The organism is Pseudomonas sp. 1L-C-7-B-C1 (assembly GCF_057291635.1).
The window spans coordinates 1-18130 of record NZ_JBXAWH010000013.1 but is presented as its reverse complement, the minus strand read 5'-3'; the positions used below and the strand labels follow the sequence as shown (position 1 = coordinate 18130).

The window sequence follows — 18130 nt, the reverse complement described above, 5'->3', positions numbered from 1 at the left end:
CCTACCGGCTTCTTCCCGGCTGAAGCCGGTCCTACTGAAAGCGTTGCGTGCATGCAATGGGCTCGCTGACCCTCAAATTTGTGGGACCGGCTTTAGCCGGGAAGGCGTCAGGTGTCACGCCGCAAATCTACAGCGCATCTAGCGGCCTCTTCCCGGCTGAAGCCGGTCCCACTGAAAACATTGCGTGCCATGGGTGAACAGCAATTTCAAAATGGCCTCACTCTCGGCAGCTTCCAGTTCATTGATCCGCGTGGTGAACCCTCGTTGACGAACAACGCCTTGCGGCCGCTGACCGGGTGCGTACGAATGACTGGATGCGACAGCGGCGGGTTCTTCCGGCGGGTCTCCTCCCAGTGCGCGAGGTCTTCAGTGGTGTTGCCAAACCGCTCCAAGGTCCATGTGTGCTCGACAGCTCCAAAAGCCCAGAACAAAAAGCACTGTTCCGCTAGACAGTTCATCTAAACGTCACAATTTGTAAATACGATCGCGACGCCCGCTAAACGATGTCTCCGCAGGGATGGCGCATTTTTAACAGGCTGATGTGGGATGACTGCACGGTTGAGGCGACGAGTTTAACGGGGGCTGTGTCGCGAATGAGCTTTTCGCCCTGCGTCGTTCGGAAACAGACGAAAGGCAGGGTGACAACTGCAATGAATGCGGCTAGCGGCGAAGAAATCTCATGTATTTCAGCAGGTTGGAGCGACAATTCTCACCTGGTTTCGCAGGCCGACCGTGACTTGCCGGTCAAGTTCCTGTTGTACGACCCGCCCAAACCTATCGATCTGACGAACGGCACTGAAATATGTTTTGGGAATTAGGGATTAGGGCCGATACACTCCGCAACGGACGGCTGAAACGGCTTGTGACATATAACTGCTTGGCATAAAAGCAGGTCTAACAAGTCTTTTTAGGTTTAAAGGATCTACCTTACCTTGCAGCCAGCTGTAACGCGGTCTAGTCAATTAGTCTTGGGGCCATTGACTCGCCGAGTCAGGTCCGGCGCTAATCGCGCATCCTCGGTTTTGAGCCTTAGGCTCGGGCCCGGGAACTACAAAAATTAGATTCACGAGGAGCGATACACAATGAAGAAGTCCACCCTGGCCTTGGCCGTATACGCAGGTGTCTTGGCTACTCAGGCTGGTGCAGCCGGTTTCCTGGATGACAGCAAAGCGACACTCAGTTCCCGTACGTTGTACTTCGAACAAGATCCGCGTGAGAACCGTAACGCTAGCGGTACTCTCAAAGGTCAGGATCAGCGTCAGACCACCCAGGGTTTCCTGTTCAACTTCATCTCGGGCTACACCCCGGGTACCGTTGGTTTCGGTCTCGACGTTCAAGGCATGTACGGCATCAACTTGAGCGGTGGTATCGACAACCGTGCCGCCGACGGCAGCACTGCGAACACCGTCTCTCCGACATCCACTGACGGTACGCCGGTGGCTGACTGGGCGCGTGCAGGTGCGAACGCCAAGGTCAAGCTGTCCAAGACCGAGCTTAAAGTCGGTAACGCCCTACAGCCTAACCTGCCAATCCTCGTATCGAACGACGGTCGTCTGCTGCCGCAAACCTTCGAAGGTGGCATCGTCACGTCCAAGGAAATCGACGGCCTGACGCTGACAGCGGGTAAATTGACCAAGGCTGCCGGTCGTGCGTCCACCAACTATGATGACCTGTCTCTGGGTGGTGGCACCAAAGGTTCCAATAACTTCCAGTTCGCTGGCGGCGATTACAAGGTCACCAAAGACCTGACCGTTCAGTACTACTACGCCAACCTGGAAGATTATTACAAGCAACAGTTCCTCGGCCTGGTACACGTCCTGCCGATCGCTGAAGACCAGTCGTTCAAGACTGACTTGCGCTACTTCCACAGCACCTCCGATGGCAAGAACGGCCAAACCGCCAACACCGGTTACAAGTTCAACAACAACGGCTACAGCGACAACGGTGAAGTCGACAACAACACCTGGACCGCGATGTTCACCTACACCCTGGGTGGCAACGCATTCCTGTTGGGCTACCAGTCTGTCAGTGACGACGGCGCCATGCCGATCATCAACAACGGCAGCGTCGTCGATAGCCGCGGTCGCAACGAAGGCGAAGGCGGTAACAGCGTTTACCTGTTCACCGACAGCATGATCACCAACTTCACCCGCACCGGTGAGAAGACCAAGTTCGGTCAGTACTCGTACGACTTTGCACGCCTGGGCGTTCCAGGTTTGAAAGCGGCCGTTGCTTACCTGAAGGGCGACCAGATTCGCCTGCAGAATGCTGCGCTGGGTCGTGGTTCGGAGTGGGAACGTGACATGCGTATCGACTACGTGTTCCAGGACGGCTTCATGAAAGGCTTCGGCGTGACCCTCCGTCGTGCCAGCCTGCGTTCTGATTCCGATCTGTACGCTAGCCAGCAAGACACCGACCAGACCCGTCTGGTCCTCAACTACACCTACGCCTTCAAATAAGCGTGATGTGTTGAAAAGAGCCCCGCTTCGGCGGGGCTTTTTTATGCCTGAATCAATGCCATTCAGCACGAATCGTTCCTTTTGCTTTCAGATGCTGGAATGCACAGTAAACCGATGAATCATCACCAAGGAGCACCAACGTATGGGCCTTAAACTCGGCGACATCGCACCCGACTTCGAACAGGACTCCAGCGAAGGACCGATCAGGTTTCACGAATGGCTGGATGGCAAATGGGCGGTGTTGTTTTCGCACCCCGCCGACTTCACGCCTGTCTGCACCACCGAGCTGGGCTTCACCGCAAAACTGAAAGACGAATTCGACAAGCGCAACGTCAAGGCGATTGCCCTGTCCGTGGACTCGGCCGAATCCCACACCAAGTGGATCGGCGACATCAACACCACACAGAACACCCTTGTGAACTTCCCGATCCTGGCAGACGAAGATCGCAAGGTTTCCGAGCTCTATGACCTGATTCACCCCAATGCCAGCGAAACCCTGACGGTCCGCTCGCTGTTCGTGATCGATCCGAACAAGAAGGTCCGCCTGACGATCACCTACCCGGCCAGCACTGGGCGTAACTTCCACGAGATCCTCCGGGTGATCGATTCCTTGCAGCTGACCGACAACTATAAAGTCGCGACGCCGGCGAACTGGAAGGATGGCGAAGACGTCGTCATCGTGCCGTCTATCAAGGATGAAGCGGAGATCAAGGAACGCTTCCCTAAAGGCTATACAGCCGTCACGCCGTACCTGCGCCTGACGCCACAGCCGAACCGCTGATATACCCGTTTCAACCATGACATTCGGGCCGATTTATCGGCCTTTTTTTTGTGCTGTAAACGCCATCCACGAAGGAATTCCCACCTATGTGGGAGTGAGCTTGCTCACGAAGGGGCCGGGGCATGCAGCCACTTTCTCTGGAGAATGAAAGCCAGTCTTCGCGAGCAAGCTCGCTCCCACAATTCCATTTGCACTCAGAGTACAAGCTACCTACGCATATTCCTTTTGGTGCTAACCAAATGAATAAATATGATTTTAGAGAATAACTATCCCCTGTTATGGTCTCTCCGTCCTGGCGAGATCGCCGGCCATGAATCCCTTTCTGCCTTACTGGTCCGCCATCGGACGAGCAGGTGCCACCTCTTAGCTACACACCAAAGGAGCGTGCCATGGGCACCGTTATTTTGCGTCGAGGCCTGGTCGCTCTGTTTGCTGCGGCGGTTTCCTTCGGCGCCCTTACTCAGGCCCAGGCCGATACATTGCGCATCGGTTACCAGAAATACGGCACGCTGGTGCTGCTCAAGGCAAAAGGCTCGCTCGAGAAGAAGCTCGCCGATCAAGGCGTGCAGGTCCAGTGGACCGAATTTCCCGGTGGCCCGCAGTTGCTTGAAGGCCTGAACGTGGGCTCGATCGACTTCGGTGTGACGGGCGAAACCCCGCCTGTGTTTGCCCAGGCCGCTGGCGCTGATCTGCTGTACGTCGCCTCCGAACCGCCTGCGCCCACCAGCGAAGCGATTCTGGTGCCCAAGGATTCGCCGATTAGTTCGGTCAAAGACCTCAAAGGCAAGAAAGTCGTCCTTAACAAAGGCTCCAACGTGCACTACCTGTTGGTGCGGGCACTGGAAGATGCTGGCCTGAAGTACACCGACATCCAGACTGTATTTCTGCCGCCCGCCGATGCCCGTGCAGCCTTTGAGCGCGGCAGCGTCGATGCCTGGGTGATCTGGGATCCGTACCAGGCCGCCGCCGAGCAGCAGCTGCAGGCCAAAACCCTGCGCGACGGCACAGGCATCGTCGACAACAATCAGTTCTACCTGGCGACCAAACCCTATGCGCAGCAGCATCCCAAGGTGATCCAGACCCTGGTTGAAGAAGTGCGCGCCGTCGGCGAATGGTCCAAGGCCAACCCGGAGGAAGTGACCAAACAGGTCGCGCCGCTGCTCGGCCTGCCCGAAGACATCACGCGCACGGCGGTGAAACGTCAGGGCTACGGCGCCTCGTTCATCACGCCCGAAACCGTCACCGCGCAGCAGAAAATCGCCGACACCTTCTACCAGCTCAAGCTGATCCCTAAACCGTTGCGCATCGCTGATGTGATCTGGACGCCACCCGCTGCTGTCGCGAAAGCCCAGTAAGCCCGGCATTGGAAGGAGACAACTCCATGAGCGTGGAAAGAATTACCCACAGACTGGCGCCTTGGTTGCTACCGGTCCTGCTGCTGGCGATATGGCAACTGGCGGTCAGCGCAGGCTGGCTGTCTACCCGCATTCTGCCAGCCCCGAGCGCAGTGATTGAGGCCGGCGTCACGCTGGTGCGCAGCGGCGAAATCTGGACCCATCTGGCAATCAGTGGCTGGCGTGCCGGGATCGGCTTCGCCATCGGTGGAGGGATCGGCCTGGCGCTCGGCTTCATCACCGGGCTGTCGAAATGGGGCGAACGCCTGCTCGACAGCTCTGTGCAGATGATCCGCAACGTGCCGCACCTGGCGCTGATTCCGCTGGTCATCCTGTGGTTCGGCATCGACGAGACCGCGAAGATATTTCTGGTCGCGCTGGGCACGCTGTTCCCGATTTACCTGAACACGTATCACGGCATTCGCAATATCGATCCGGCGCTGGTGGAAATGTCCCGCAGCTACGGCTTGAGCGGCTTCGGACTGTTCCGCCACGTGATTCTGCCGGGCGCGATGCCTTCGATTCTGGTCGGCGTGCGGTTTGCGCTGGGCTTCATGTGGTTGACGCTGATCGTTGCGGAAACCATCTCGGCCAGCTCCGGCATCGGGTATCTGGCGATGAATGCTCGAGAATTTCTGCAGACCGATGTCGTGGTACTGGCGATCGTCCTATACGCCGTACTCGGTAAACTGGCAGACCTCGCGGCGCGTGGTCTGGAACGGGTCTGCCTGCGTTGGCACCCGGCGTATCAAGTGGCTAAAGGTGGCGCGCAATGAGCAATCTTCAACAACCGGCAAACCTCTTGCGCGGGATCCCCTTGCAGGTCCGCAAGCTGAAGAAGACCTTCGGCTCGCGGGAAGTCTTGAAAGATATCGATCTGCACATCCCGGCCGGCCAGTTCGTGGCGGTCGTGGGCCGAAGCGGCTGCGGCAAGAGCACGTTACTGCGCCTGCTGGCGGGCCTTGATCAACCGTCGAGCGGCCAACTGCTCGCCGGTAACGGCTCGCTGGCGGATGCGCGCGAAGACACGCGACTGATGTTCCAGGAAGCGCGTTTGCTGCCCTGGAAAAAGATCATCGACAACGTCGGCCTTGGCCTCAGCGGCGACTGGCGTGGCAAAGCGCTGGAAGCGCTGGAATCCGTGGGCCTGGCCGAGCGCGCCAATGAATGGCCGGCGGCATTGTCAGGTGGTCAGAAACAACGTGTGGCGCTGGCGCGTGCGCTGATTCACCAGCCGCGCCTGTTGCTGCTCGACGAGCCCCTTGGCGCGCTGGATGCCTTGACCCGAATCGAGATGCAGCAGCTGATTGAGAACCTGTGGAAGAAGCACGGCTTCACCGTATTGCTGGTAACCCACGACGTCAGCGAGGCAGTCGCTATTGCCGACCGGGTCTTGCTGATCGAAGAGGGCCGTATCGGGCTTGATTTACAGGTGGATCTGGCCCGTCCGAGGGCGCGGGGCTCCTACCAACTCGCCGCGCTGGAAACCGAAGTGCTCAACCGCGTGTTGTCGCTGCCAGGCAACCCGCCCGAACCCGAACCGACTTCACCGCTGCCCACGCAACTGCGCTGGGCCAACTAACTCCAGAGGCAATCTTGCCCCGGAGCTGATCTCACTAAGGAAGCCTTACCATGACTATCAAAGCCATCAACGTGCGTAACCAGTTCAAAGGCACCATCAAGGAAATCGTCACCGGCGACGTGCTGTCCGAGATCGACGTGCAGACCGCGTCGGGCGTCGTCACTTCCGTTATCACCACTCGCTCCGTCAAAGAGCTGGAACTGGTGGTTGGCAGCGAAGTGATCGCCTTCGTGAAATCTACCGAGGTGTCGATCGCCAAGTTGTGATCGATGCTGAATCGCAAGCGATCTCCCACAACGCCAGCGTCTGACTCGGACTTCGGGCTGATTGAGGACCTGTGGGAGAGAGCTTGCTCACGAATGCGGTGGGTCAGTAAGAGTCAGGCTGTCTGACAGAATGCTTTCGCGAGCAAGCTCGCTCCCACAGGTTTAGCGTCTGACTCGGGCTTCGGGCTGGTCGAGGACTTGTGGGAGTGACCGGGGTGGCGCCCCCACAACTGACCTGCGTTATTGCTCGATCGCGCGCTTCGGCAAATACGGCGGCAGGTACAACCCAAGATACGCATCAAACACACGCAACCCTTCCTCGGCCATGCGCGGGGTAATCGCGTGGTGCAATTGCACCGATCGCGCGTACACCCGATCCGCAAGTTCCAGCGCCAGGGCAAACACCTCAACATCATCGGGCAGCGTCGGCAGTTGGAAATGCCGGGCGAACAGCTCATGCATGAGGTTGCCCAGTTCAATGTCGTGTTGACGATCCGCCTGAGTGACTTCGGTCAAACCGTGTTGGGCGAGGATCAACTGCCGCGCGGCAGCGTCGTCGCTGTAGATCGCGAGCATGCGCGATTCCACTACGTGGGACAGGTCACGCCACTGATTTAACTGATCATGATCGATGGGCTGCTGCAGGCTTTCGCGAAAGGCTTCGTGAACATCGGCCGTGAGCGCTTCGAGCAGCGCGGGAACGCTGGCGAAGAAGTGATAGACCGAGGAAGGCGGGATCTCGGCCCGTTCGGCGACGCTGTAGATGGAGAGGCTAGCCACGCCGTCCGAGGCCAGCAGCGCACGTGCGGCATCAAGGATTGAGTCGATCCGCGCCTGGCTGCGTGCACGAGGTTTGCGGGGTGGGGCAAGGCGGGTCATCAGTGCTCTCTCGGTCGGGGCCGCCGGCATTCTACAGTGGCAGCCGCGAGATTGCCTTCGCGGCTGAAGCCGGTCCCACAGGGTGTCCGCGCAGCTCATGAATGAAAAAACGCCACCAATTCTCTCGAAAAGGTGGCGTTTTCTTGACCTTGCAGCCATCAAACCGTGTGCAGGTACCAGTTGTATTCAAGGTCGGAGATGGAGTGCTCGAACTCCTCCAGCTCACTTTCCTTGCACGCAACAAAGATATCGATGTACTTCGGATCGATGTACTTGGCCATGACTTCGCTGTCGTCCAGCTCGCGCAGTGCATCACGCAGGTTGTTCGGCAGGCTTTGCTCGTTCTGCTCGTAGGAGTTGCCTTCCACGGGCGGACCGGGCTCGATCTGGTTGGTCAGGCCGTGGTGAATGCCTGCCAGTACCGATGCCATCAGCAGATACGGATTGGCATCCGCACCGGCAACCCGGTGCTCGATACGCACCGAATCGGCGGTACCGGTCGGTACGCGTACGGCCACGGTCCGGTTATCCAGACCCCAGCACGGCGAGTTCGGAACGTAGAACTGAGCACCAAACCGACGGTACGAATTGACGTTCGGGCAAAGGAACGCCATCTGCGCGGGTAGGGTCTCGAGCACACCGCCGATCGCATGACGCAATGCGGCGTTCTGCTCGGGATCCTCACTGGTGAAGATGTTTTTGCCATCACGATCCAGGATCGAAATGTGCACGTGCAGACCGTTACCTGCCTGGCCCGGATAAGGCTTGGCCATGAAGGTGGTGTCCATCTCATGGTCGTAGGCGATGTTCTTGATCAGGCGTTTGAGCAGGACCGCGTAATCACAGGCTTTCAGCGCGTCGGCGGTGTGGTGCAGGTTCACTTCGAACTGCGCCGGGGCACTTTCCTTGACGATCGCGTCGGCGGGAATGCCTTGCTCTTTTGCACCTTCCAGAATGTCCTGGAGGCAGTCGACGTACTCGTCCAGATCGTCGATCAGGTAGACCTGTGTCGAATGTGGACGTTTGCCGGAGATCGGTGAGCGCGGCGGTTGCGGACGACCGTTCACGTTTTCCTGATCGATCAGGTAGAACTCAAGCTCGAATGCAGCGCAGATGGTCAGGCCCATCTCGTCGAACTTGCTGACAACCTGGCGCAGCACTTCACGCGGATCCGCGAAGAAAGGCGTGCCTTCCAGCTCGTGCATGGTCATCAGGAGTTGTGCGGTAGGACGCTTCTGCCAGGGCTCATTGCAGAGAGTGTCGGGGATTGGATAGCAGATTCGGTCAGCGTCACCGATGTCCAGACCCAGACCGGTGCTTTCCACCGTCGAGCCGTTGATATCCAGTGCGAATAGGGAAGCTGGGAGGTTGATGCCTTTCTCGTAAACCTTATGAAGGCTGGTGCGTTCGATGCGCTTGCCACGCACCACTCCATTCATATCTGCAATCAGAAGGTCAACGTATAGAACCTCAGGATGTTCCTTAAGGAACGCGTTCGCTTCGTTGAGCTGAACGGCACGCGGGGGTACCGACATGATGCAACACCTTTGTTGTTGAAAATATCAATCATCGAGCATTACGGGTTTCAGTCAATCCGAAAGGCCAGACGAAGTCAAGGGAGCCCTGTTTTGCCCTAAAAGGGCGCCAAAAAGCCATTTTCGCCGCACTTTAGGGCAAATGTTAGGCACCTAACGTAATGCAAACTGCGGGTTTGAGCAGGGCGTGTTTTATTTTTTACGGGCGTGTTGTGGAAAAAAATGAACAACGCTAAGCTCGATTGCAACCCATAACAGCAATAATACCGGGGGTCTCATGTTTCGCCTTCCGCTGATCGGCCTCACCGCCTGCACTCAGCCATTCGGGCACCTGCTTTTCATACCACACGCGTTAAGTGTAGCGGCCCAGCCAGGGCGCCGTGCACTGCCCATGCCTCTGCGTGGCACCTCGACACCTTACTCTTTATCCACGCAGCGGTTCCAGCGGGCGCGTCTTTTGCTTCGGCTGTCGTACCCGGCCCCGGCTGTCTGCGGCATCTTCCGCCGCGCGTTTCGCACAAGCACGACTATCTTTGAGTCTTCCCGCATTTGGCGATGCCTTGATTCAAAATGCGGCACCGTAACGCCAGCGCTTCAAAGAACGCCTGACCGCCATGACGGCGACCAGGAATTAAAACCCTGAGGTATTTATGAGTACCAACCTCGACCAGCTCACCGATTGGTTGAAAGAACACAGGATTACCGAAGTCGAATGCATGATCGCCGACCTCACCGGTATCACGCGGGGCAAGATTTCACCGACCAACAAGTTCATCGCTGAAAAAGGCATGCGCTTGCCGGAAAGCGTACTGCTCCAGACCGTGACGGGCGATTACGTCGAAGACGATATCTACTACGAATTGCTGGACCCTGCAGACATCGACATGTTCTGCCGTCCTGACCAGAGCGCGGTGTTTCTGGTGCCCTGGGCCATCGAGCCGACTGCGCAGGTGATTCACGACACCTACGACAAGCAAGGCAACCCCATCGAGCTGTCCCCGCGCAACGTCCTCAAGAAAGTCCTCAAGCTCTATGCCGATCAAGGCTGGCAACCGATTGTTGCGCCGGAGATGGAGTTCTATCTGACCAAGCGCAGCGACGATCCCGATTACCCGCTGCAGCCACCAGTGGGGCGCTCAGGGCGTCCGGAAACCGGTCGTCAGTCGTTCTCCATCGAAGCCGCCAACGAATTCGACCCGCTGTTCGAAGACGTCTACGACTGGTGCGAACTGCAGAACCTCGACCTGGACACGCTGATTCACGAAGACGGCACCGCGCAGATGGAGATCAACTTCCGTCACGGTGACGCGCTTTCGCTGGCGGATCAGATTCTGGTGTTCAAGCGCACCATGCGCGAAGCCGCCCTCAAGCACGATGTGGCCGCGACCTTCATGGCCAAGCCCATGACCGGCGAGCCCGGCAGCGCCATGCACCTGCACCAGAGCATCATCGACATCGAGACCGGCAAGAACATCTTCTCCAATGAAGACGGCACGATGAGCCAGCTGTTCCTGCAACACATCGGCGGCCTGCAAAAGCTGATCCCAGAGCTGTTGCCGCTGTTCGCGCCCAACGTCAACTCGTTCCGCCGCTTCCTTCCGGACACCTCGGCGCCGGTTAACGTGGAGTGGGGCGAAGAAAACCGCACCGTTGGCCTGCGCGTACCGGATGCCGGTCCGCAGAACCGCCGCGTGGAAAACCGCCTGCCTGGCGCCGATGCCAACCCGTATCTGGCCATCGCCGCCAGCCTGTTGTGCGGTTTCATTGGCATGGTCGAGGGCCTGAACCCCAGTGCCCCTGTGGTCGGCCGTGGTTACGAGCGTCGCAACCTGCGCCTGCCGTTGACCATCGAAGACGCGCTGGAACGCATGGAAAACAGCAAGACGGTCGAAAAATACCTCGGCAAGAAATTCATCACCGGCTACGTCGCGGTCAAGCGCGCCGAGCACGAAAACTTCAAGCGTGTGATCAGTTCCTGGGAGCGGGAATTCCTGCTCTTTGCCGTCTGACGTCACGGGGCGTCGCCGAATCCGAGCCAGATCCGAGTGGATCACGAGCGAATCACGAGCGAATCACGAGCGAATCGACGGCGCCCCACACGCGATACCACAATGGAGTGATTCATGAGTTCCAACAACCAGCAAACCCGCGAATGGCAAGCCCTCAGCAGTGATCATCACCTGGCGCCGTTCAGCGATTTCAAGCAGTTGAAAGAGAAAGGCCCGCGCATCATCACCCACGCCAAGGGCGTTTATCTCTGGGACAGCGAAGGCAACAAGATCCTCGACGGCATGGCCGGGCTCTGGTGCGTCGCCATCGGTTATGGTCGTGAAGAACTGGCCGACGCTGCCAGCAAGCAGATGCGCGAGCTGCCTTACTACAACCTGTTCTTCCAGACCGCTCACCCGCCGGCACTTCAACTGGCCAAGGCCATTTCCGACATTGCCCCCGAGGGCATGAACCACGTGTTCTTCACCGGTTCAGGCTCCGAAGGCAACGACACGGTGCTGCGCCTGGTTCGCCATTACTGGGCGATCAAAGGCCAGCCAAGCAAGAAAGTCATCATCAGCCGCGTCAACGGTTACCACGGTTCGACCGTCGCTGGCGCGAGCCTGGGCGGCATGACCTACATGCACGAGCAGGGCGATTTGCCGATTCCGGGCATCGTGCACATTCCGCAGCCGTACTGGTTTGGTGAAGGCGGGGACATGACCCCCGACGAGTTCGGCGTCTGGGCGGCCGAACAGCTGGAGAAGAAGATTCTCGAACTGGGCGTAGACAACGTCGGCGCGTTTATCGCCGAGCCGATCCAGGGTGCTGGCGGCGTGATCGTGCCGCCGGATACCTACTGGCCGAAGATCAAAGAGATCCTCGCCAAGTACGACATCCTCTTTGTGGCCGATGAAGTGATCTGTGGCTTTGGCCGTACCGGCGAATGGTTCGGCAGCGACTTCTACGACCTCAAGCCTGACCTCATGACCATTGCCAAGGGCCTGACCTCGGGCTACATACCCATGGGCGGCGTCATCGTGCGCGACGAGGTGGTCAGGGTGCTGAACGAGGGCGGCGACTTCAACCACGGCTTTACCTACTCCGGTCACCCGGTGGCGGCAGCAGTGGGTCTGGAGAACATTCGCATTCTGAGCGAAGAAAAAATCGTCGAACGGGTGAAGTCCGAAACGGCACCCTATTTGCAAAAGCGTCTGCGCGAGCTGAGCGATCACCCGCTGGTGGGTGAAGTGCGGGGCGTCGGCATGCTGGGCGCAATCGAACTGGTGAAAGACAAGGCCACTCGCGAGCGTTATGTCGGCAAAGGCGCAGGCATGATTTGCCGCACTTTTTGCTTTAACAATGGCCTGATCATGCGGGCCGTGGGCGACACCATGATCATCTCGCCGCCGCTGGTGATTACCTTCGCCGAGATCGACGAGTTGATTGAAAAGGCGCGCAAGTGCCTGGACCTGACGCTTGAGTCATTGCAGGGCTGAATTTTTACCGGGAAATTGCCAGACTGTCCGCCGTCTAGACGCCGCTTACATAAAAAACACTGGAGCCGTACGAATGAAGAAATTTGGCAAAACCCTCCTGGCCTTGTCCCTCATGGGCGCAGTGGCCGCCGCTGCACAGGCCGATGACAAAGTCCTCCACGTCTATAACTGGTCCGATTACATCGCACCAAACACCATCGCCGACTTCGAGAAAGAGTCGGGCATCAAAGTGGTCTACGACGTGTTCGACAGCAACGAGACCCTGGAAGCCAAGCTGCTGGCGGGGAAATCGGGTTACGACATCGTCGTTCCGTCGAACAACTTTTTGGCCAAGCAAATCAAAGCCGGCGTCTACCAGGAGCTGGACAAGTCCAAGCTGCCAAATTATAAAAACCTCGACCCTGCGCTGTTGAAAGCCGTGTCGATCAGCGACCCGGACAACAAGCACGCATTCCCGTACATGTGGGGCTCGATCGGCATCGGCTACAACGCTGAAAAAGTCAAAGCCGCTTTGGGCGCTGATGCACCGGTCAACTCGTGGGACCTGCTGTTCAAGCCGGAAAACGCTGCCAAGCTGAAAGGCTGCGGGATCAGCTTCCTCGACTCGCCAACCGAAATGCTGCCAGTGGCGCTGCATTACCTGGGCCTGCCGACCGACACCCAGAAGAAAGAGGACATCCAGAAGGCCGAGGATCTGTTCAAGAAGATTCGCCCTTCCATCACCTACTTCCACTCGTCCAAGTACATCTCGGACCTGGCCAACGGCAACATCTGCGTAGCCGTGGGTTACTCGGGTGACATCTATCAGGCCAAGGCGCGCGCTGAAGAAGCGGGCGGCAAAGTCAAAGTCAGCTACAACATTCCGAAAGAAGGTGCAGGCAGCTTCTACGACATGGTCGCCATCCCGAAAGATGCCGAGAACGTCGAAGGCGCTTACAAGTTCATGAACTTCCTCCTGCAACCGAAGGTGATGGCTGAAATCACCAACTCCGTTCACTTCCCGAACGGCAACAAGGCGGCAACCGAGTTCGTCGACAAGGACATTACCTCTGACCCGGGCGTATACCCGCCAGCAGACGTTCTGGCCAAGTTGTACGCGATCGCCGACTTGCCGGCAGCGACTCAGCGTTTGATGACCCGCAGCTGGACCAACATCAAATCGGGTAAATAAGCGTGACCGGGTGGGGCGCTTGCCCCACCCACGTCACCTGTCATGACACCCGCGTCACAAAAAGTTTTTTTGCGAGAAGGGTTTATCGAAGGTAAGTTGCGCGCCGGATGGGTCACAGGCAGTCGTTACTGTCATCGGTACGGGCAACAGCCCACCTACTAAAAAGGACGGCACACGTGTCTATTTCTTTATTTTCAAAAGGCTTGCTGCTCGGCGCCGGGCTCACACTCGCTGCCGGTGCCTACGCGGATTCCACCGTTCGCATTTATAACTGGTCCGATTACATCGGCACCACGACGCTGGAGGACTTCACGTCCAGCACCGGAATCAAGACCAAGTACGACGTCTTCGACTCCAACGAAACCCTTGAAGGCAAGCTGCTGGCCGGCCACACCGGGTATGACGTGGTCGTGCCGTCCAACCACTTCCTGGGCAAACAGATCAAGGCCGGGGCGTTTCAGAAGCTCGATAAATCCCAGCTGCCCAATTATTCCAACCTTGACCCCGAACTGCTCAAGCGTCTGGAAAAAAACGATCCGGGCAACCAGTACGCCGTGCCGTATCTGTGGGGCACCAACGGCATCGGCTACAACGTCGACAAGATCAAGGAAGTGCTGGGCGTCGACACCATCGACTCCTGGGCCACGCTGTTCGAGCCTGAAAACATCAAGAAGCTGCAGAAGTGCGGCGTCGCGTTCCTCGACTCGGCTGACGAAATGCTGCCCGCAGTCCTCAACTACATGGGCAAAAACCCGAACAGCACCGACGAGAAAGACTACAAAGCCGCTGAAGCCAAGCTGCTCAAAGTCCGTCCGTACGTGACCTATTTCAACTCGTCGAAGTACATCACTGACTTGGCCAACGGCGACATCTGCATCGCGGCCGGTTTCTCCGGTGACGTTTTCCAGGCCAAGGCCCGTGCCGCAGAAGCCGGCAAGGGCGTCAAGATTGCTTACTCGATCCCGAAAGAGGGCGGCAACCTGTGGTTCGACATGCTCGCGATCCCTTCGGATGCGCCGGACGTGAAGGCCGCTCACGCGTTCATCAACTACGTCCTCAAGCCCGACGTCATCGCCAAGGTCAGCGACCAGGTGGGTTACGCCAACCCGAACCCGGCTTCGGGCGAGCTGATGGATCAGGAGATTCGCAACGATGAGGCGGTTTATCCTTCCAAGGAGATACAGGCGCGCCTGTACGTCAACTCCGAGCTGCCGCCGAAGATCCAGCGTGTGATGACGCGCAGCTGGACGAAGATCAAAACCGGTAAATAAAGACCTTGGCGCCCGGCCACATTGGCCGGGCGCAAAAACAGTTGGGAGTTTCACCCATGGCAGTTGCCTCCGGCGCCTACAAGAAATCCCTTGAGGGTGGTCAGCAACCGAAACAGGTGCTGGTCAAAATCGATCGGGTCACGAAGAAGTTCGATGAGACGATTGCTGTGGACGACGTGTCTCTGCAGATCAACAAGGGTGAAATCTTTGCCCTGCTCGGCGGCTCCGGCTCGGGGAAGTCCACCCTGCTGCGCATGCTCGCCGGCTTTGAACGCCCGACCGAAGGCCGTATTTACCTCGACGGCGTCGACATCACCGACATGCCGCCGTATGAACGTCCGATCAACATGATGTTCCAGTCCTACGCGCTGTTTCCGCACATGACCGTGGCGGACAACATCGCCTTCGGCCTCAAGCAGGACAAATTGCCCAAGGCCGAAGTCGAAGCCCGCGTGGCCGAGATGCTCAAACTGGTGCAGATGACCCAGTACGCCAAGCGCAAGCCGCATCAGTTGTCCGGCGGTCAGCGTCAGCGTGTGGCCCTGGCGCGTTCGCTGGCGAAGAAACCGAAGCTGCTGCTGCTCGACGAACCCATGGGCGCACTGGATAAAAAGCTACGCTCGCAGATGCAGCTGGAACTGGTGGAGATCATCGAGCGCGTCGGCGTGACTTGCGTGATGGTGACCCACGACCAGGAAGAGGCCATGACCATGGCCGAGCGCATCGCGATCATGCACCTGGGCTGGATCGCGCAGATCGGCAGCCCGATCGATATCTACGAAACGCCCACCAGCCGTCTGGTCTGTGAATTCATCGGCAACGTCAACCTGTTCGACGGTGAGGTCATCGAAGACATGGAAGGCCACGCGCTGATCAGCAGCCCTGAGCTCGAACGCAAAATCTATGTCGGCCACGGCGTCACCACGTCGGTGGAAGACAAGCGGATTACCTATGCGCTGCGTCCTGAAAAGCTGCTGGTGACCAACGAGCAGCCTTCGTTCGAGCACAACTGGTCCCGGGGTAAGGTTCACGACATCGCCTATCTGGGCGGTCACTCGGTGTTCTACGTGAAGCTGCCGTCGGGCAAGCTGGTGCAGTCGTTTGTCGCTAACGCCGAACGCCAGGGCACGCGACCGACCTGGGACGACGAAGTGTTCGTCTGGTGGGAAGACGACAGCGGCGTGGTATTGCGCTCATGAAAATCCGAAAAATAAAACGGGCTTTCAATCGAATAAAACCCACCGGGCGTCAGGCCGTTATCGGCGTGCCGTTCCTGTGGCTGTTCCTGTTTTTCGCGCTGCCGTTTCTGATCGTCATCAAGATCAGCTTCGCTGAAGCCGATGTAGCGATTCCGCCGTATACCGAGATCTTCACCTACGTCGAGCAGAAGCTCGACATCGTGCTCAACTTCGCCAACTACGCGCTGCTGACCAGTGACGATCTGTACATCTCGGCGTATCTCGGCTCGTTGAAGATGGCGTTCATCAGCACTGTGCTGTGCCTGTTGATCGGCTATCCGATGGCGTATGGCATCTCGATCGCCCGCAAAGAGATGCAGACGGTGCTGTTGCTGCTGATCATGATGCCGACCTGGACCGCGATCCTGATCCGCGTCTACGCGTGGATGGGCATCCTCAGTAACAACGGCCTGCTCAACGCTTTCCTCATGTGGCTGGGCGTGATCAGCGAGCCGTTGCAGATCCTCAACACCAACCTTGCCGTGTACATCGGCGTGGTCTATTCGTATCTGCCGTTCATGATCCTGCCGCTGTACGCGAACCTGGTGAAGCACGATCAAAGTCTGCTGGAAGCCGCATCGGACCTGGGCTCGAGCACCTTCAACAGCTTCTGGAAAATCACCGTGCCGCTGTCCAAGAACGGCATCATCGCCGGCTGCATGCTGGTGTTCATTCCGGTGGTGGGCGAGTTCGTCATCCCGGAACTGCTCGGCGGCCCCGAGACGCTGATGATCGGTAAAGTGCTGTGGCAGGAATTCTTCAACAACCGTGACTGGCCGGTAGCGTCGTCGCTGGCGGTGGTGATGCTGTTGATCCTCATCGTGCCGATCATTCTGTTCAACCGCAGTCAGGCCAAAGAGCTGGAGGGCAAGGCATGAGAGGCTTCCGATTCTCGAACCTGATGTTGGTACTGGGCCTGATCTTCATTTACGCGCCCATGGTCATTCTGGTGATCTACTCGTTCAACGCCTCCAAGCTGGTGACGGTCTGGGGTGGCTGGTCGGTAAAGTGGTACGTCGGCCTGCTCGACAACACCCAACTGATGAGCGCGGTCATGCGCTCGCTGGAAATCGCGCTGTATACGTCGATTGCGGCGGTGGCGCTGGGCACCATGGCGGCGTTCGTGCTGACGCGCATCACCCGGTTCAAGGGCAAGACCTTCTTCGGCGGTCTGGTCACCGCGCCGCTGGTGATGCCGGAAGTGATCACCGGTCTGTCGCTGTTGCTGCTGTTCGTGGCGATGGCGCAGTTGCTCGGCTGGCCCGAGGAGCGCGGCATCGTCACCATCTGGATCGCTCACACGACGTTCTGTGCGGCGTATGTGGCGGTGGTGGTGTCGGCGCGTCTGCGTGAGCTGGACATGTCCATCGAAGAAGCAGCAATGGACCTCGGTGCCCGGCCGTGGAAGGTTTTCTTCCTGATTACCATCCCGATGATCGCGCCCTCGCTGGCGGCGGGGGCGATGATGTCCTTCGCACTGTCGCTGGACGACCTGGTGCTGGCGAGCTTCGTTTCCGGCCCGGGCTCGACGACCCTGCCGATGGAAGTGTTCTCGGCGGTGCGCCTGGGCGTGAAGCCTGAGATCAACGCGATTGCCAGTTTGATTCTGCTGGCGGTGTCGATTGCGACTTTCCTGGTCTGGTTCTTTAGCCGCCGCGCGGAAAACAACCGCAAGCGCGCGATCCAGCAAGCCATCGAAGAAGCTGCGGCAGACGGTTGGAAACAGCCGGACCTGCGCCGTGCGAAGGTGGTCGAATCGGTTTGATCTCGTAGGACTAGCTTCAGCCGGGAAGAGGCCGGTGTGTGCGCTACAGATTTGCGGCGTAACGCACTACGCCTTCCCGGCTAAAGCCGGTCCCACAGGTTGGGGCTCTAGCCGGTCTCACCGGATGCACGCGATGCTGTTAGTGGGACCGGCTTCAGCCGGGAATAGGCCGGTGTGTGCGCTATAGATTTTCGGTGTAACGCCCGACGCCTTCCCGGCTAAAGCCGGTCCCACAGGTTGGGGCTCTAGCCGGTCTCACCGGATGCACGCGATGCTGTTAGTGGGACCGGCTTCAGCCGGG

15 protein-coding genes and 1 pseudogene are annotated in these 18130 nt (G+C 58.4%); 13 read left to right on the top strand and 3 right to left on the bottom strand.

Features of this window, described 5'->3' with window-relative positions; translation table 11 throughout:
* Positions 1-180: 180 nt before the first annotated feature.
* A pseudogene (locus tag AC0Z8Z_RS19500) lies at positions 181-401 on the bottom strand (TauD/TfdA family dioxygenase); the annotation flags it as partial.
* 681 nt (positions 402-1082) lie between these two features.
* On the opposite strand from AC0Z8Z_RS19500, the gene AC0Z8Z_RS19495 reads away from it, so the two are divergent.
* The 6 genes from AC0Z8Z_RS19495 to AC0Z8Z_RS19470 all read left to right on the top strand — a co-directional run bounded on the left by AC0Z8Z_RS19495 (position 1083) and on the right by AC0Z8Z_RS19470 (position 6482).
* A complete protein-coding gene (locus tag AC0Z8Z_RS19495; protein ID WP_485620201.1) occupies positions 1083-2459 on the top strand; it encodes an OprD family porin in 1377 nt (458 codons plus the stop codon).
* 142 nt (positions 2460-2601) lie between these two features.
* On the top strand, positions 2602-3240 hold the full coding sequence (locus AC0Z8Z_RS19490; protein ID WP_172610393.1) for a peroxiredoxin: 639 nt from the start codon (positions 2602-2604) through the stop codon (positions 3238-3240).
* A 389-nt stretch (positions 3241-3629) separates the two neighbouring features.
* Entirely contained in the window at positions 3630-4595 is a 966-nt protein-coding gene (locus tag AC0Z8Z_RS19485; protein ID WP_485620200.1) for a sulfonate ABC transporter substrate-binding protein, read from the top strand.
* A gap of 26 nt (positions 4596-4621) precedes the next feature.
* Entirely contained in the window at positions 4622-5410 is a 789-nt protein-coding gene (gene ssuC / locus AC0Z8Z_RS19480) for an aliphatic sulfonate ABC transporter permease SsuC (RefSeq protein WP_122533999.1), read from the top strand.
* The gene (gene ssuB, locus AC0Z8Z_RS19475; protein WP_485620199.1) at positions 5407-6216 is read left to right on the top strand and encodes an aliphatic sulfonates ABC transporter ATP-binding protein; all 810 of its coding nucleotides are present in this window, start codon (positions 5407-5409) and stop codon (positions 6214-6216) included. The genes ssuC and ssuB overlap by 4 nt, the downstream gene beginning before the upstream one ends.
* A gap of 50 nt (positions 6217-6266) precedes the next feature.
* Positions 6267-6482: a TOBE domain-containing protein gene (locus AC0Z8Z_RS19470; RefSeq protein ID WP_037016233.1), complete on the top strand. Its 216-nt coding sequence runs from the start codon at positions 6267-6269 to the stop codon at positions 6480-6482.
* Between the two features lie 240 nt (positions 6483-6722).
* Here the strand turns inward: AC0Z8Z_RS19470 and AC0Z8Z_RS19465 are convergent, their stop codons facing one another.
* Together AC0Z8Z_RS19465 and AC0Z8Z_RS19460 are read right to left on the bottom strand one after the other, a co-directional pair.
* Complete coding sequence (locus AC0Z8Z_RS19465) at positions 6723-7361, bottom strand: TetR/AcrR family transcriptional regulator (protein ID WP_485620198.1); 639 nt, start codon at positions 7359-7361, stop codon at positions 6723-6725.
* Positions 7362-7519: 158 nt separating this feature from the next.
* Positions 7520-8896: a glutamine synthetase family protein gene (locus AC0Z8Z_RS19460; RefSeq protein ID WP_065987362.1), complete on the bottom strand. Its 1377-nt coding sequence runs from the start codon at positions 8894-8896 to the stop codon at positions 7520-7522.
* Positions 8897-9546: 650 nt separating this feature from the next.
* Here AC0Z8Z_RS19460 and AC0Z8Z_RS19455 point away from each other — a divergent pair.
* The 7 genes from AC0Z8Z_RS19455 to AC0Z8Z_RS19425 all read left to right on the top strand — a co-directional run bounded on the left by AC0Z8Z_RS19455 (position 9547) and on the right by AC0Z8Z_RS19425 (position 17829).
* Positions 9547-10905, top strand: a complete 1359-nt coding sequence (locus tag AC0Z8Z_RS19455) for a glutamine synthetase family protein (protein ID WP_037016227.1) — start codon at positions 9547-9549, stop codon at positions 10903-10905.
* A 114-nt stretch (positions 10906-11019) separates the two neighbouring features.
* Complete coding sequence (locus AC0Z8Z_RS19450) at positions 11020-12384, top strand: aspartate aminotransferase family protein (protein ID WP_485620197.1); 1365 nt, start codon at positions 11020-11022, stop codon at positions 12382-12384.
* A gap of 73 nt (positions 12385-12457) precedes the next feature.
* On the top strand, positions 12458-13555 hold the full coding sequence (locus tag AC0Z8Z_RS19445) for a polyamine ABC transporter substrate-binding protein (protein ID WP_122533996.1): 1098 nt from the start codon (positions 12458-12460) through the stop codon (positions 13553-13555).
* 176 nt (positions 13556-13731) lie between these two features.
* Entirely contained in the window at positions 13732-14826 is a 1095-nt protein-coding gene (locus AC0Z8Z_RS19440; protein WP_485620196.1) for a polyamine ABC transporter substrate-binding protein, read from the top strand.
* 56 nt (positions 14827-14882) lie between these two features.
* A complete protein-coding gene (gene potA, locus AC0Z8Z_RS19435) occupies positions 14883-16025 on the top strand; it encodes a polyamine ABC transporter ATP-binding protein (protein WP_485620195.1) in 1143 nt (380 codons plus the stop codon).
* On the top strand, positions 16022-16942 hold the full coding sequence (locus AC0Z8Z_RS19430) for an ABC transporter permease subunit (RefSeq protein ID WP_037016213.1): 921 nt from the start codon (positions 16022-16024) through the stop codon (positions 16940-16942). Before potA ends, AC0Z8Z_RS19430 begins: the two co-directional genes overlap by 4 nt.
* A complete protein-coding gene (locus AC0Z8Z_RS19425; protein WP_122622881.1) occupies positions 16939-17829 on the top strand; it encodes an ABC transporter permease subunit in 891 nt (296 codons plus the stop codon). The genes AC0Z8Z_RS19430 and AC0Z8Z_RS19425 overlap by 4 nt, the downstream gene beginning before the upstream one ends.
* Positions 17830-18130 lie beyond the last annotated feature (301 nt).